The 14,895-nt window shown below is 63.7% G+C and carries 13 protein-coding genes; 8 read left to right on the plus strand and 5 right to left on the minus strand.

What is annotated here, in order from left to right:
- Positions 1-495: 495 nt before the first annotated feature.
- A complete protein-coding gene (locus tag NDO75_RS11330; RefSeq protein WP_310906366.1) occupies positions 496-762 on the minus strand; it encodes a HalOD1 output domain-containing protein in 267 nt (88 codons plus the stop codon).
- A gap of 454 nt (positions 763-1,216) precedes the next feature.
- Here NDO75_RS11330 and NDO75_RS11335 point away from each other — a divergent pair, with 454 nt between their 5' ends.
- From NDO75_RS11335 to NDO75_RS11355, 5 genes are all read left to right on the plus strand, one after another.
- The gene (locus NDO75_RS11335; protein WP_310906368.1) at positions 1,217-2,245 is read left to right on the plus strand and encodes a hypothetical protein; all 1,029 of its coding nucleotides are present in this window, start codon (positions 1,217-1,219) and stop codon (positions 2,243-2,245) included.
- A 6-nt stretch (positions 2,246-2,251) separates the two neighbouring features.
- On the plus strand, positions 2,252-3,766 hold the full coding sequence (locus tag NDO75_RS11340; protein WP_310906369.1) for a molybdopterin-dependent oxidoreductase: 1,515 nt from the start codon (positions 2,252-2,254) through the stop codon (positions 3,764-3,766).
- A 42-nt stretch (positions 3,767-3,808) separates the two neighbouring features.
- Complete coding sequence (locus NDO75_RS11345; protein ID WP_310906371.1) at positions 3,809-4,087, plus strand: winged helix-turn-helix domain-containing protein; 279 nt, start codon at positions 3,809-3,811, stop codon at positions 4,085-4,087.
- 2 nt (positions 4,088-4,089) lie between these two features.
- On the plus strand, positions 4,090-4,386 hold the full coding sequence (locus NDO75_RS11350; protein ID WP_345784898.1) for a hypothetical protein: 297 nt from the start codon (positions 4,090-4,092) through the stop codon (positions 4,384-4,386).
- 480 nt (positions 4,387-4,866) lie between these two features.
- Entirely contained in the window at positions 4,867-5,136 is a 270-nt protein-coding gene (locus tag NDO75_RS11355) for a HalOD1 output domain-containing protein (protein ID WP_310906374.1), read from the plus strand.
- A 71-nt stretch (positions 5,137-5,207) separates the two neighbouring features.
- Here the strand turns inward: NDO75_RS11355 and NDO75_RS11360 are convergent, their stop codons facing one another.
- The gene (locus tag NDO75_RS11360; protein WP_310906376.1) at positions 5,208-6,425 is read right to left on the minus strand and encodes a hypothetical protein; all 1,218 of its coding nucleotides are present in this window, start codon (positions 6,423-6,425) and stop codon (positions 5,208-5,210) included.
- Positions 6,426-6,601: 176 nt separating this feature from the next.
- Here NDO75_RS11360 and NDO75_RS11365 point away from each other — a divergent pair, with 176 nt between their 5' ends.
- The 3 genes from NDO75_RS11365 to NDO75_RS11375 all read left to right on the plus strand — a co-directional run bounded on the left by NDO75_RS11365 (position 6,602) and on the right by NDO75_RS11375 (position 11,046).
- Positions 6,602-9,382 carry an ATP-dependent helicase gene (locus NDO75_RS11365; RefSeq protein WP_310906377.1) on the plus strand — a complete coding sequence of 927 codons (2,781 nt, stop codon included), beginning with the start codon at positions 6,602-6,604 and terminating at the stop codon, positions 9,380-9,382.
- 263 nt (positions 9,383-9,645) lie between these two features.
- Positions 9,646-10,500 carry an alpha/beta hydrolase gene (locus tag NDO75_RS11370; protein WP_310906378.1) on the plus strand — a complete coding sequence of 285 codons (855 nt, stop codon included), beginning with the start codon at positions 9,646-9,648 and terminating at the stop codon, positions 10,498-10,500.
- 21 nt (positions 10,501-10,521) lie between these two features.
- Positions 10,522-11,046, plus strand: a complete 525-nt coding sequence (locus tag NDO75_RS11375; RefSeq protein ID WP_310906379.1) for a winged helix-turn-helix domain-containing protein — start codon at positions 10,522-10,524, stop codon at positions 11,044-11,046.
- Positions 11,047-11,059: 13 nt separating this feature from the next.
- Here the strand turns inward: NDO75_RS11375 and NDO75_RS11380 are convergent, their stop codons facing one another.
- The 3 genes from NDO75_RS11380 to NDO75_RS11390 form a co-directional block, all read right to left on the minus strand.
- A complete protein-coding gene (locus tag NDO75_RS11380; RefSeq protein WP_310906381.1) occupies positions 11,060-11,515 on the minus strand; it encodes a PaaI family thioesterase in 456 nt (151 codons plus the stop codon).
- Position 11,516: 1 nt separating this feature from the next.
- Positions 11,517-13,469, minus strand: coding sequence for a 3-hydroxyacyl-CoA dehydrogenase NAD-binding domain-containing protein (locus tag NDO75_RS11385; RefSeq protein ID WP_310906382.1), 1,953 nt, complete (start codon positions 13,467-13,469; stop codon positions 11,517-11,519).
- A gap of 214 nt (positions 13,470-13,683) precedes the next feature.
- Positions 13,684-14,745 carry a phosphotransferase family protein gene (locus tag NDO75_RS11390; protein WP_310906383.1) on the minus strand — a complete coding sequence of 354 codons (1,062 nt, stop codon included), beginning with the start codon at positions 14,743-14,745 and terminating at the stop codon, positions 13,684-13,686.
- Positions 14,746-14,895 lie beyond the last annotated feature (150 nt).

The following is a 14,895-nucleotide window of genomic DNA, read 5'->3' on the forward strand; positions in this document are numbered from 1 at the left end:
TTAAAAATATGATACAGCAATTACTCAGCCGATGACTGGGGGTTCTGTCCCAAAAATCGTCGTTGACGAGAAAGTTGAGGTGGCCGTATACTTAGCTGGAATTATAGCAGGCTGTGCAGCCGCCTACCATGTGGGAAAGACCGGGAACTGGGAACCGCTGTCAGCGGTAACTATGGGGACTGGCACTCATCATTCTGCTCGTCATGTCTGAAGAGTAAGCATACCTACTGAACGGAATATTCAGTGTGCCCTCTGTGAATAGAACCTATTCGTCATGCTGAACTCAACCTCTGAGCCTTGTTTAGACGCTCCCGAATGGACGAGATAGGAACCATTTCGTCCAACCAGAACCCGGTGATGAGCACCTCCCGATTCTATTTCGCATTTAGAGGACAAAACGTAAGAGTCGATTTGTGCCGCGTCTAAACAAGGCTCAACCTCTGTATTCAGTACCCGATTCGCGTCAACATCTGAGGGTTTTGCTAGACATCGAAGTTACACTGACGCTTTCTCGAGATCCAGGGCTGCTGCCTGTTTCTCGAGATCCACATCGCCTGTGCTATCGACGGTGACCGTGTAGCCCTTGTAGACGAATTCGACCCTGGACGGACTTCTCTCGGAGTCATCTGCTTGATAAAGTGAATCGAGTGCGTCCGTGTCGATCACGTAATGAATCGGCGGGCTGACTTCTTCCGGCTGCACCCCTTCACGGTCGGCGATCTCCTCGACGATCGTCAGGCTGAGTGATTCGGTGGTTTGCACACCCACCGCTGCCAGAAATTAGTATATAAATCCAGATGTTCCTCTAATGACGTGCGTCAGACAATCGAGTCTGAACAGTTCTCACAGAACGTTCTGGCTTTCGGGAAATACGAGATTACGATTGCACAACAGCGCCTCGTCAGAAGATAGAGTCGATTGAAATCTTCGCCTGCTGGATTCCACGGCAATCGCCGTCGACACGCCCTCGCGCAACTGTCCCAGGAGGTCGGCGAAATCCGACTTCTCCGCCCTCATCTCCCCGAGAATGCAGAGAGTGGCCTCACTGCGGCCGCGGTCCCATTTTTCGTCGCGTAGCGACGAGCCGACGATGCGACGGTGTCGCTGTATAGCTCGGCCCGACGGAAGTCTAGAGAGACTTCCAACGCACTCGAGTCGAATCTCGGCCGAACCTTGAAAAATCTACATTACCAGCGCAGGCCTCGCAGAAGACGAGATGTCCGAAAACGAAACGCGACGACGGTTTCTGACGATGGCTGGCGCGCTCGGCACGGCGTTGGTGGCCGGCTGTGCAGAGACGGGATCGACCGACGGCGCTGACGATGAAATGACCGACGGGACGAACGAAACCGGGATGGACGACGGTATGGAGAGTGCGACTGATCTCGCGGACGCCCCGAGAGCCACGATCGACCGGTTCAGCGAGGCAGCGGGAACGCTCATGGTCCGGAACGAGGAGAACGACCTCCCCGGGCCCGATGAGCCGATCGACTTCGATCAGGCCCCGTTCCTGACGCGGGGGCTCGGCCCCAGCGGTGAGCCGGTGTCGTACTACAACTTCGACGTGCAGCCGACCGAACCGGCACCGATCTACGTGCTCTTCCGCGAGGGCGAAGACGCGCCGGTGGCGGAGCAACTCAATATCGTCGACGTAGTTCCCGGCGACGAGGGGTACAACGATTTCTGGCACGTTCACGAGGTCACGGTGCCGGCCGACTACGAGGCGAATACGGCGACGAGCGTCCAGGACCTGATGGATGCCGACTACGACATTACGGGGACCGACGTCGTGAAGAACTGCCCGATCGTCCCCGAGGGATCGACGGCTTCCATGCGCGAGGGCGATGGCGAGACGGATCTAATCGATGGCTGGTACGACGGCGAGGTGGTGAGCTACTTCCTGTTCGAAGAGGCCCCGATCGCGGTTACGGACGGCTCCGTGCCCGTCTCACCGATCTACGTCACGTTCAACACGAATCCCGGCATGGATGGCGGCGGCCCGCAGTCCGGCTTCGTGACCGAAATGGAGACCGACCGCACCCACAACGTCGTTGCGACGCTTCCCGGTGACGACGGCTACTCGCCGCTGTGGTCGGTCTCCGTCTACGACAACGCCGACTTCGACGCCGTCTCGGATCTCGAGTCGGCGATGGCGGCGACGCTGCTCGAGGCGGGGACGGCGACCGTCAACTGTCCGATCGTCGCCGTCGGAATGGAGAGTCGCACCACGGACGGTTCTATGTAGGCAACAATGACGTTCCTTCCCACAGAGTGGCTCGCTGCGCGGCGTCGCGCGGGAGACGCGTTGGTGGTGGCGTGGCTCGCAGGCATCGCGGGCGTCGTCGGCTCGTTCGCCGTCGCGTCGTTCACGCCGTCGTTCGTCGCGACCCCTATCGCGGACAGTCTGGCTCGCAACCTACCCGGAGCGGTGATCACGTTTGCCATCGTCGTTCTGGGGGACCTCGGCGCGAAACTCAACGTCGTCGCGGCGCTGGTGCTCGCGACCCTCCTGCTCGCCGGCATTGCGTTGGTCGGAATCGCGGCGGGGCGGCGCATCGACGGGCAGCTGGCCGGACCGCTGATCGCGACGACGGTGAGTTCGGTGGTGACGTTCGTTCTGACAGGGGCGTCTCTCGCATCGATCGCGGCCGGCGTCGGCGTCGGCTCGGTGCTGGGAGGCGCGACGCTGCTGGCAGCGACGAAACCGGCTGCGAGCGACGCCTCGGGGCGGCGACGGGTGCTCGGCGGCGCGGCGAGTGCGCTCGCGTTCGGGATCGGAAGCTATCTGCTCGGTGAACACGTCGGATCCGATCGAGCGTCACCCCCGGACGTCGCTCCCACGACGGACGAGTCGGTCGTCGCGGCCGTCGACGCCTCGCTGGCGGAAGCCGACGAGAAGTCGCTCGATATCGGGGGGCTCGAGCCCCTCGTGAGCGAGGGGTTCTATCAGGTCGATATCAACGCGGCCGACCCGATTATCGACGCCGACGAGTGGTCGCTGACCGTGACCGGTGCAGTCGAAGACGAACCAACCTACAGCTACGACGAGATCCGAAACCTGGATCCCGAGAGCCGCTTCGTCACGCTTCGCTGTGTCGGCGAGTCGCTCAACGGGAAGAAACTCGACAACGCGCTGTGGACCGGCGTCCCGATCATGGATCTCCTCGAGCCAGCCGCCCCCGCAGACGAGTGTTGTGTCATGCTCCGGGGAGCGGACGGCTTCTACGAAGAGTTCCCGCTGTCGGCCCTCCGGGACGGATTCCTCGCGTACGAGATGAACGGCGACGTGCTACCCCGTGGCCACGGCTTTCCGGTCCGGGCACTCATCCCCGGCCACTGGGGGGAGATCAACGTCAAGTGGCTCACCGAGATCGAGGTGCTAGAGGGAGAACAAGACGGCTACTGGGAGAAGCGCGGCTGGCACGGCACCGGGCCGGTCGAGACGGTCGCGAAACTTCACGCGGTCAACGACCTGACGGACGGCCGGGTCGAGGTCGCTGGCCATGCCTACGCGGGGATCCGAGGGATCAAACGGGTCGAGGTGTCGACGGACGGCGGCGAGAGCTGGGCCGACGCCGAGCTTTCGGAGCCGTTACCGGGCGACGACGTCTGGCGGCAGTGGCGGTATCGCTACGATCCGCCGCCGGGGAGCCACGAGGTCGTCGTTCGAGCGACCGACGGAACTGGCTCTCTTCAGCCGGAAGAAGAGAGCGACGCGTTCCCGAGCGGTCCGACGGGATGGGTCTCCCGGACGATCGACAGGTGAGCACATATATTACAATCGCGATGAAAACTCGAGCAACGGCAGATGGAGAAGGCGCTCTGGTACCTACTGGTCGGGACGCGCGGCGGCGAAAACCGGGTCCGGATCATCCGCGCGCTCTCCGAGCGCCCCCAGAACGCGAACCAGCTCAGCGAGCGGCTCGACCTCGAGTACAACACGATCCGGTACCATCTCGAGAAGCTCGTCGAGCACGATATCATCGAAACGGGCGGTGACGAGTACGGGAAACTCTACTTCCTGACCGACCGGTTCGAACGCCACGAGGAGGAATTCGAGCGGATCATCGACCAAATGAGGGACTGACAATGGCAATGGAAACGAATCTCGCGATCGCAAGCGTACTGTCCGGACTGAGCATCCTGCTGTTACTCGGCCTCATCGCCGTCTGGATACGGAACTATCGGACCTTCCGATCGTCGCTGGTCCTTGGCTTGATTGCCTTCGGCGTCGTGCTCCTGGCCGAAAACGTGCTCGCACTCTACTTCTTTTTCAGCACGAACATGCTCTATGCGGGCGACCAGTTCGCCCAACAGATGCTGCTGGTGCTCCGGACCCTCCAGCTGGCCGCTGTCGCGTTCCTCGCCTACGTCACGATGAAGTGAGACGGACTCGACCGGGTCACAGCGTCTCGTAGCATGTTGTCGCCGTTTCCGTTCGTCGCCAGTGAACGCAGCATGGTTGTACCCCGAATAGACGGTCGTTCGCCGTTTCGTCGACGATCCGAGCAGCGGCTCGGTTTCAAGCAGGTGTTGTAGCGTATCTGCAGTCGCCTGATGATCACTCCCGAGAATTGGATCAGCGCAGTCGGTGCTCGCTGTTGCCGACGATACCCGACCAATATGTGAATTCGCTCACCAGCTACTGGTGACGATTCGGAACGAGCGGGTGAGAGAACTGACGGCCGGGAGAGGACGGTTTCGCCTGAACGGCACTGTGGTGCGGCGAATGGAGAATTCACTCGCTTGCGGTATACTGTGAATGCGTGGTCGATCACTATTCACCCTGATTTGTCTGACGTGCGTCAGCCGTCCGTCAGCAAAGTATCGGGGGGAGTTATTTACACCTTTGTTGGCGGGCGATGTATGGCGAACACAGCACCGACCAGTCTGCAAGTCGTTCGGGCAGTAGCGGCCGAAGAAGGCGTCGAGCCCGTCGAGTTGGAACCGCCGCTTCACGAGGTCGTCGACGCCGATGCGCTCGACGAACTGTTTCCCGCCACGCCGGGCACGAGCGGTCCTGCTCGAGCCGTCGAGTTCGCATACCGCGGGAAGCGAGTGTGCATCGACAGCGGGGGGAACGTGGAGATCGTGGTATCGACCGATCCCAGTTCGTCGGCGGCACCCAACCGATAACGGGGTCGTTTGCCAAGGTGTCGGTGAAGGACGCGTCTCGACGGCGCACGCGGGACCGAGCCGCGGCCGCGTCACGGGGAGACGGTGACGGCGTCCGTCGACGGCGTGTACATGTGGTCGTCGAAGTATTCCCAATCGTCGAAGCCCGTGAGGCCGCTCGAGGAGAAGCCGTAGTATTCCGGCGGCGCGTTGTAGTTCATCACGCTTCGGTACCGCCAGAAGCCGTACTGCTCGGAGTCGATCCCTTCGAAGTCGCTGTCGAACAGACCGAGGGAGTGGCCGAGTTCGTGCATCGCGGTCGATCCCATCTCGTCTGGATCTGACTGCGGTTCGATCATCATCGTTCCGCGCCTGGCCTTGCCGATGACGTTCGTCGTTCCCGAGTCGCCGCCGACGTTCGCGACGATGGCGAGATAGTGATACCCCTGGCGCGCTCGATCGAAGTGCTTGACCCGGTAGCCGTTCAAATCGTTCATGCTGGTCGACGGCTCCCAGGGGATCGTCTCGTCGTAGACGAAGTGCAGCGAGATACCGGTCGACCCGTCGGGATTCTCGAGCGGCGCGTCGTCGAACTCGGCGGCGATCCGCTCGGTCTGGGTCCGACCGAGTTCCGTCCCCTCCATGGCATCGATTTCGACGTAGATATCGGTCCGAAGCGGGTCGGCGTCGGGAAAGAGGTCCCGACGATGGATCTCTGCGCCGTCGGAGAGACCGTCGTCGTCTGTGTCGGCGACCAGCGGGTCGGTGTCGTATTCGGTCGCTTCGGCACTGTCGTTCAGTCCGTCGCCGTCCGTATCCGCATCCGTCGGGTCCGTGTCGTACGTCTCGAGTTCGTCCCCGTCGGTCAGTTCGTCGTCGTCCGAATCCGTCGTGAGCGGGTTCGTCCCGTACTCCTCGACTTCGGCGCTGTCGGTGAGTCCGTCACCGTCGGTGTCCTCGAGTTCGGGATCGGTTTCGTGGGTCGTGATCTCTTCGCCGTCGTCGAGGCCGTCGTCGTCCGTATCCGCGTCGGTCGGGTCCGTGTCGTGACGAGAGAATTCTGCGCCGTCATCGAGGCCGTCGCCGTCCGTGTCGGCGACCGTGGGATCGGTCCCTCGCTGCTTCTCCTCGCCGTCGTCGAGGCCATCACCGTCGGTATCGCTCGCGAAGACGGCGGTTCCGTCGCGGAGTTCGCGCACCGGCGTCACTCCGTCAGAGTCCGGGTCGACGACCGCCGTTCCGCTGACGAGTCCGGCCGTGAGGAGGCCGATCGCGAGAACGGAAATGCCAACCGACCGCGAAGACAGCATTTCGTGAACGTCACGAACGAGAGAGTAATTAGATTACGGGTGTTGTACGCCGTCAGTGAAGTGTGGCGACCGATGCAACCCGCGGAACGACCGCCCGAGTGGGCCGGGTCGTCCCGCGATTCACTTTCACCACGCTGTCCAAACCCTCTTACACGCCGGCCCCGGAGACGAGGGTAATGGACGGGAACGAGCGCCTCGAGTTGCCGGTTTCCGACGACTCCCTCCCCTTCGATTCCGACGCCGCGACGATCGAAGACGCCGACGTGTTCGGTCGCCTCGAGCCCGCGGTTCAGGAGTGGTGGCTCGAGGAGTTCGGTGAGTTCGTCCCCGAGAACGAGGGCTTCTTTACGCCGCCACAGCGGGGCGCGATTCCGAAGATCCACGAGGGAACGAACACGCTGATCTGTGCGCCGACCGGTAGCGGCAAGACGCTGGCAAGTTTCACTTCGATAATAAATTATTTGTATAACGAAAGTCGCGAGAGCGAGGAAGGACTCGAGAACTCCGTCTACTGCCTCTACGTCTCGCCACTGAAATCCCTCGCCAACGACATCCACCGCAACCTCGAGGTGCCCCTCGAGGGCATCGAGGAGATCGTCGCGGAGCGCGACGGCGAGGAGTCGATGGGCGAGATCCGCCACGCCATCCGCCACGGCGACACCGACTCGAGCGCGCGTCAGAAGATGCTCGAGGAGACGCCCCACATCCTGAACACGACTCCCGAAACGCTCGCGATCCTGCTCAACTCGCCGAAGTTCCGCGAGAAACTTCGAACCGTCGAGTACGTCATCGTCGACGAGATCCACTCGCTGGCGGCGGGCAAGCGCGGCACCCATCTCGCAGTGAGTATAGAACGGCTCGAGGCGATGGCCGAGGGCAACATCACCAGGATCGGCTGTTCGGCGACGATCGAGCCGCTGTCTCGCGTCGCGGAGTTCCTCGTGGGCTGTGACACTCCCGGCGGCGAGCCACGCGATTACGAGATCGTCGACGCCCGGTTCGCCCGCGAGTTCGATCTGCAACTCGAGTGTCCGACCGACGATCTGATCAATACGCCCCGGGAGATCGTCCAGGACCGATTCTATCGAATCCTCCACGAGCACATCCAGGACCATACGAACACGATCGTGTTTACGAACACGCGTTCGGGCGCGGAGCGGGTCCTCCACAATCTCCGGGACGGGTTCGACGCCTACGACGAGGACAACTCCGGCTGCCACCACGGTAGCCTCTCGAAGGAGGTCCGTCAGGACATCGAGAGCCGGCTGAAAGACGGCGACATCGACGTTGTCACCTCCTCGACGAGCCTCGAGCTGGGGATCGACATGCCCCACGTCGATCTGGTCGTGCAGGTCGGCTCCCCCAAGTCCGTCGCGGCCCTGCTCCAGCGGGTCGGCCGGGCGGGCCACCGCGTCGGCCAGACCGTGACCGGCCGGGTGATCGCACTCGATCGGGACGAACTCCTCGAGTGTGCGGTCATGCTCAAGAAGGCCCAGGAGGGATTCGTCGATTCGGTGTCGATCCCGGAGAACGCCCAGGACGTCGCCGCCCAACACGTCTACGGGATGGCGATCGCCGAGATCCGCCCCGAGACCGAACTGAAGGGAATTCTGCGTCGCGCGTACCCGTACCGGAACTACTCGGAAGACGAGTACGAGTCGCTCATGCGGTATCTCACCGCCGAGTACGCCGGTCTCGAGGAGAAGAACGTCTACGCGAAGGTCTGGCGCGACGAGAACGACCCGCCCGACGGCGAACATCACTACGAGGAGTACCCCGTCGGCGAGCGGCTGATCGGTAAGCGCGGCCGGCTCGCGCGGGTCATCTACATGACCAACATCGGAACGATCCCCGACTCGTTTACCTGCGACGTGAAAACGCGTGCGAGCGACGAGTGGGTCGGCCAGTTGGACGAGCAGTACCTCGATACGCTCGAGAAAGGCGACGTGTTCGTTCTCGGCGGCGACCACTTCGAGTACCGCTACCGGCGGGGCTCGAAGGTCTACGTGGATCGCACGAGCGCGCGCCCGACCGTCCCCTCGTGGTACTCAGAGCGACTGCCGCTCTCCTACGATCTGGGCTGTGAAATTCTCGACTTCCAGGGCGAACTCGTAGAGCGCTACGAGGCCGGCGGCCCGCCGCGGGTCCGCGCGTGGCTCCGGGAGTTCCCGCTGGACGACGACAGCGTCCGCGCTATCGCGCGCCTGTTCGACCACCAGTGTCAGTACGCCGGCCTCGAGAGCGTCAGCACGCCCGACCGGCTCGCCATCGAAGTCGTCCGCGACCGCGAGGAGTACGAGCGCCACTACTACGTCCACTCGAACTACGGCCGGAAGGTCAACGACGGACTCTCCCGTCTGCTCGCCTACCGCTGCGCCCAGGCGGCGACCGCGAACGTCCGCGTGGCGGTCGCGGACAACGGCTTCGTCCTCTCGATGCCGCTCAATCGGAAAGTCGACATCGAGGGCGTCATCGCCGATCTCGAGTCCGACGCCGTCCGCGACGACCTCCGGGCCTCTCTCTCGGGAACTGATCTGCTCCAGCGCTACTTCCGGATCAACGCGACCCGGTCGCTGATGATCCTCAAACGCTACAAGGGCTACGAGAAGTCCGCGAGCGAACAGCAGGTCTCCAGCGAGATGCTACTCGGCTTCGCGGAGGACTTGGAGGGGTTCGCGGTCATCGAGGAAACCTATCGCGAGATCCTCGAGGACAAACTGAACGTCGAGGAGATCGAGGACATCGTCGGCGCGCTCGACGCGGGCGACCTCGCGGTATCCCGGCGGCTGCTCGACTCGCCGACGCCGCGGGCGTTCGGCCTCGCGACGCTGTCGGCCAGCGACGTCGTCCTCGCCGAGGACGAGAGCGCCGCCCTGCAGGCGTTTCACGAGCACGTGCTCGAGGAGATCGGCGAGGAGTCGATGGCCGGACTGACCGCGGGCTCCGAGGACGAATAGCGACGGACCAGCCGTCCGCGGCTCCGCCGTGCCGACTCCGTGGCCCGCTGCAACCGCTCCCGCCGGCCGTCGATTCGGTCGCGCTCGCGGTTAACAGCGGTAGGGCTCTCCCAAACTGACTTTATGTTGGAAACTGAAGTGGCGCTATGTCACCGATGACGGTGCGCGAGACAGTTATACGGAAGAGCCGCGATCGCTGGGATGACGGGCTCGACGGAGCGACGAGTCGATCGACGACCGTCCGACCGACGGAGGGGATATAGATGGTCGATCACGAGACCTGGAGCGACGCGCAGTCGTCGGCGACCGTCTCGGTCGACGGCCACGACCTCGAGGTCGCCTATCACGAGGACGGCCCCGAGGAGAGCGGCGACCCGCCGGTCGTCTTCGTCCACGGCATTCCGACCTGGTCGTTCCTCTGGCGCGATATCGTCGCCGAGGTCGCCGAGGACCGCCGGACCATCGCGCCCGATATGGTCGGCTACGGCAACTCCGCGATGTCCGACGACTTCGACCGCTCGATCCGCGCTCAGGAGGCGATGCTCGAGTCCCTGCTCGAAGCGCTCGATGTCGATCGGATCGCACTGGTCGCCCACGATATCGGCGGCGGCGTCGCGCTGCGATTCGCCGCGCACAACCCCGAAACGGTCGATCAACTCGTCCTCTCGAACGCCGTCTGTTACGACTCGTGGCCGGTCGAGTTCGTCTCGAACCTGGGGCTGCCCTCGACCGCCGAACTGGATCGCGGGGAGCTCGAGGGACGCCTCGACGGGGCGTTCGTCGAGGGGGCCTACGGCGAGGCCGATCCAGAGTTCGTCGACGGGATGAAAGCGCCGTGGCTGACCGACGAGGGCCACGTCTCGCTGGTTCGCAACGCCGTCGCGACGAACACGAACCACACGACCGAGATCGACTACGGCGCGATCACCGCCGAGACGCTGCTACTGTGGGGCGAAGACGACGTCATGCAGCCGTACGCCTACGCCGAACGGTTGGCCGACGATCTCGCGGACGCCGAACTCGCCCCGCTGTCGGACGCCTACCACTGGGTTCCGGAGGATCGATCGGACGCCTACGCCGAACGCCTTCGCGAGTTCCTCTCGGACGGGGGGCAGTAGTACACATGGTATCTCGATAGCATGAGCGGGAACCCACCGAACTGGGAGTTCAAGGACCGCGACATCGCGATCCTCTGTGAACTCTCGAACGATCCACAGCTGTCGTCGCGGGAACTGACGCAGGTCCTCGAGGCGGAGTACGATATCGACGTCTCCCACGTCACCGTCAGCGAGTCGATCCGCCGGATGCGCGACGAGGGCGTCTTCCGCGAGGCGATCATTCCGAACGAGGAGTACTACATCTTCGCGCTGTTCGAGTTCAAGTTCAACGCCGAGCACTTCGCGGAGAACTGGCGCGACGCGATGGAGTACATCAGAGGGGACAAACACACCCTCTTTTTCTTCCTCTCGGACGGCGAGTACCAGTGGAAAACGGTCATGATGTTCCGCGACCGCCAGGAAGTCTCGCAGTGGATTCACGACTGCTACACGGAGCACGGCAGCGTCATCGCGAACATCCGCAACTCCGCGATCCACAACGTCCTCAAGTTCCAGACCGACCCGCGGATCTACGAGGATCTGGGAACGGACCGCAACGAGCGGTAGCGCCGCTCGGCGGCTACTCGTCGCCGAGTCCGTCGCGGAACAGCCGGTAGGTGGTCCGGCCGACGGCGGCCTCGCCGTTTGCACCCTCGACGGTCACGTCGGTGACGCCGGTCGACCCGCCGACGCGAAGCACTTCGGCTTCGGCCCGCAGGTCGCCCGTCGCCGGCCGCAGATACGAGACGTTGAGATCGGTCGTCGTCAGGAACGATTCCGACGGGTTCTCGAGCGTGCTTCGGAGTGCGAACGCGCTCGAGGTGTCGATCAGCGTCGCGACGATACCGCCGTGGACCGGATTCGGGCCCTCGGTTCCGGTCGGGTTCTCGAAGTCCTCGTTTCGCTCGATGGCGAGGACTGCGCGTCCGTCCTCGAGGTGGTCGACCTCGATGTCGAGCCAGGACAGGTAGCCGTGACTCTCGACGAACGACGCCCATTCGGGCCACGCCGACGGCTCGTCCGGTCCGCCGGTCATCTCACTTGCCCTCGAACTCGGGCTCGCGGTCCTCGGCGAACGCGGCGGTCCCCTCGAGGACGTCTTCCGTGCTCGTCAGGAGCCCGAAGCCCTGGCTCTCCATCGCGATCGCAGCTTCGATGCTCGCGTCCTCGCCTTCGTTCATGACCTTCTTGGCGATCTTGAGGGCGATCGGCGGGCCGCCGGCGAGGTCGGAGACGAACTCATCGACGGTGTCGTCGAACTCGTCGCGTTCGACCGAGCGGTTGATGAGGCCCCACTCCTCGGCACGGTCGGCATCGATGTGGTTGCCCCGGAAGACCAGTTCCTTCGCGCGGGTCTCGCCGAGGACGCGAGTGAGCCGCTGGGTGCCGCCGCCGCCGGGGATCAGGCCGAGGTTGATCTCGGGCGCGCCGAAGGACGAACGCTCGGTCGCGACGCGCAAGTCACAGGCCAGCGCGAGCTCCAAGCCGCCGCCGAGACAGAAGCCGTCGATCTTCGCGAGGACGGGGCGCTCGAAGTCGTTGACCGTCTCGAAGGCGGGCGTCACGTCCATCAGGTCGGTCGGGTTCGCGTCGCTGAAGCCGGAGACGTCCGCACCGGCACAGAACGCCTGGTCGCCCGCGCCTTCGATCGTCGCACACCGGACTTCGTCGGTGTCGACCGAGGAGAACAGCTCGTCGATCTCGTTTAGCAGGTCCTCCGAGAGCGCGTTCATCCGCGACGGGCGGTCGAGTTCGACGGAGAGAACGCCGTCCTCGAGCTCGTAGTTCAGGTCGTGGAAGGGGCCGAGTTCGTCGTCGCCGTAGTCGTAGAAGCCGGCGCCGGCTTCCTCCCCGGTCTTCCCCTCCTCGACGAGTTGCTCGAGGTACGGGTGGGGCTCGAAGCGGTCGGAGCCGGTCTCCTCGTAGAGCGTCTGGAGCTTCTCGAGGACAGTGTCGAGGCCGATCTTGTCGGCACGACGGCAGATGCCCTCGGGGAAACCGAGACCGAGCTGGACGCCGGTGTCGACTTCCTCGGGTTTGGCGACGTCTTCGCCGACGAGGAAGGCCGCGCGGTTGATCATCCGGGCCTCGACGCGGAGCCAGTCGAAGTCGCCCGCGTCCTCGGGTTCGTAGTCGGCGCCGTCGCCGTCCTCGTAGTCGTAGAAGCCCTTGCCGGTTTTCTGGCCGAGATCGCCGGCTTCGACCTTCTCTTCCGTGATCGGCGGGATGGGGTCGCCGCCCTCCTTACGGACGTGGTAGCCGACGTCGATGCCGGTCAGGTCGCCGAGTTCGAACGGTCCCATCGGGTAGCCCCGCTCGTGGACCATCGTCGCGTCGGCCTCGCGGATCGTGGCCTCGTCGTTCGAGACCATCCAGGCGGGCTCGCCGCCGAACGGACCGACGATCGTGTTGACGACGAAGCCGCGAACGTCCTTGCGGACGTAGATCGGCGTCTTGTCGATCGACTCGACCCACTCGTAGCCGGCCTCGGCGGCCTCGTCGCTGGTGTCCTGCCCATAGATGACCTCGACGAGGTCCATCTTCACCGGCGGGTTGAAGAAGTGCAGACCGAGAACGCGCTCGGGCGTGTCGACGACCTCCGCGATGTCCGTGATCGGCAGGCTCGAGGTGTTGGTAGCCAGCAGTGTATCCTCGCTCGTGTACTCCTCTAAGTCGCTGAAGATGTCGTGTTTCAGGTCGAGTTCCTCGGGCGCGGCCTCGATGACGAGGTCGGCGTCGGCGACGGCCGCTTCGAGGTCCGTCGTCGTGTCGATCCGGTCGAGGACCTCCTCGGCGGAGTCGTCGAGCATCTCCTTTTCCTCGAGCTTCTCGACGCTCCACTTGATCGACTCGTAGCCGTCCTCGACGAACTCGTCTTTGATGTCCCGCATCGTGACGTCGTAGCCGGCCATGGCCGTTACTTCGGTGATCCCGTGTCCCATGTTCCCCGCGCCGAGAACCGCAACGCGGTCAATGCTTTCGAGTGACATGGACGAGTTGTCGGTCGGAAGCGTCTTAATACCACCGACACCGGCTTACCATTGTTAAGAGTTCAATCGAACGGCTAAAAAACCGTGTCTGATTCGCGGTCTGTGAAAACTACTGTTCAGTTTCCGGGCGTTGTCCGGTTCCGGTCGGCGGCGGCCGTCGGATAGGTCGTCCGATAGCGATCCCAGCAAATCGCCTGCCCTGATGGGTCGATGCTCAGAGCGGCTCGTCGCCTTCGATGATCCGTTTGGCCCGCGCGGCGAGCGCCGGCACGCGCTCTTCCATCAGCGGGTACATCGGATCGTCGCTGTTGCCCTCGAGGTAGCGCCGGAAGAACATCTCGCCGAGGCCGGCCAGCTTGTAGACGGCGAGCGCGCGGTAGAACCGCTCGTGTTCGAACTCGAAGCCGGTCAGCTCCTCCCAGCGGTCGACCAGTTCGCGTCGGGTCGGGTACCCCTCGCGTTCCATGAACCGCGTGACGAGTTCCGGGAGCTCCGGATCGGGGTCTTTCGCGTCGCGCCAGTACGACAGCATCCAACCCAGATCCGCGCGCGGGTCGCCGAGTGTGGCCATCTCCCAGTCGAAGACGCCGATGAGTTCCGGCGGCGTCCCCGGCCCGAACATGACGTTGTCGAGCTTGTAGTCGCCGTGAACGAGCGTGTGCGGGTGCTCCTCGGGGACGTTGTCCCGGAGCCAGTCGCCGACCTCGTGGAGGTCGGGTACCTCCCGCTCGTCTTCGGTCACTTCGAACGCCCACGAGAGCTGTTTGCCCCAGCGGTCGACCTGCCGTTGCGTGTACCCCTCGGGACGGCCGAACTCGCCGAGTCCGATGGCCTCGTAGTCGAGGTCGTGAATCTTCGCCAGATTGTCGACGAGTTCCTCGCCGATCCGCTGTCGGTGTTCGGGCCGGGCGAACCGCTCCGGTTCGTCCTCCCGGAGCACGTCGCCCTCGAGCTGTTCCATCACGTAGAAGTCGCTCCCGATGACGTCGTGGTCCTCGCAGGCGAGCACCGGCGTCGGCACGGGGACGTCGGTGTCGGCCACTGCGTTCGTAACGCGGTACTCGCGTATGACGTCGTGGGCGGTGTCGGCGGTCTCTCCCGGCGGCGGCCGACGGATGACGAGTTCCCGGTCACCCCAGGTCACGAACAGCGTCTCGTTCGAGTGCCCCTCCTGATGGCGGGCGATGTCGTAGTCGTCGACCGATCCGAGGTGGTCCTCGAGATACGCCGCCAGCGCGTCCTCGTCGACGAGACGCTCGTAGTAGTTCTCGCTCATGGCAGCCGTTCGCTGTTCTCGGCACGAGTGGCCGGTACGGTGTCGTCCGACTGATTTCGGTGCGTGTCTGTCATTGTCGTGTGCCAATATCTCCCCCCTTTACGAAAATAGTTACGCCGCTATACCTCTTTTACAATGTTTGCGAGATGC

Origin of the sequence: Natrinema sp. 1APR25-10V2 (assembly GCF_031626495.1) — an archaeon.
GTDB lineage: Archaea > Halobacteriota > Halobacteria > Halobacteriales > Natrialbaceae > Natrinema.

Bases quoted from the DNA above. Each gene is read 5' to 3' on its own strand.
- NDO75_RS11335 (WP_310906368.1), top strand. From the start codon at position 1,217: ATGTCCGAAAACGAAACGCGACGACGGTTTCTGACGATGGCTGGCGCG.
- NDO75_RS11340 (WP_310906369.1), top strand. From the start codon at position 2,252: ATGACGTTCCTTCCCACAGAGTGGCTCGCTGCGCGGCGTCGCGCGGGA.
- NDO75_RS11345 (WP_310906371.1), top strand. From the start codon at position 3,809: ATGGAGAAGGCGCTCTGGTACCTACTGGTCGGGACGCGCGGCGGCGAA.
- NDO75_RS11350 (WP_345784898.1), top strand. From the start codon at position 4,090: ATGGCAATGGAAACGAATCTCGCGATCGCAAGCGTACTGTCCGGACTG.
- NDO75_RS11355 (WP_310906374.1), top strand. From the start codon at position 4,867: ATGGCGAACACAGCACCGACCAGTCTGCAAGTCGTTCGGGCAGTAGCG.
- NDO75_RS11360 (WP_310906376.1), bottom strand. From the start codon at position 6,425: ATGCTGTCTTCGCGGTCGGTTGGCATTTCCGTTCTCGCGATCGGCCTC.
- NDO75_RS11365 (WP_310906377.1), top strand. From the start codon at position 6,602: ATGGACGGGAACGAGCGCCTCGAGTTGCCGGTTTCCGACGACTCCCTC.
- NDO75_RS11370 (WP_310906378.1), top strand. From the start codon at position 9,646: ATGGTCGATCACGAGACCTGGAGCGACGCGCAGTCGTCGGCGACCGTC.
- NDO75_RS11375 (WP_310906379.1), top strand. From the start codon at position 10,522: ATGAGCGGGAACCCACCGAACTGGGAGTTCAAGGACCGCGACATCGCG.
- NDO75_RS11380 (WP_310906381.1), bottom strand. From the start codon at position 11,515: ATGACCGGCGGACCGGACGAGCCGTCGGCGTGGCCCGAATGGGCGTCG.
- NDO75_RS11385 (WP_310906382.1), bottom strand. From the start codon at position 13,469: ATGTCACTCGAAAGCATTGACCGCGTTGCGGTTCTCGGCGCGGGGAAC.
- NDO75_RS11390 (WP_310906383.1), bottom strand. From the start codon at position 14,745: ATGAGCGAGAACTACTACGAGCGTCTCGTCGACGAGGACGCGCTGGCG.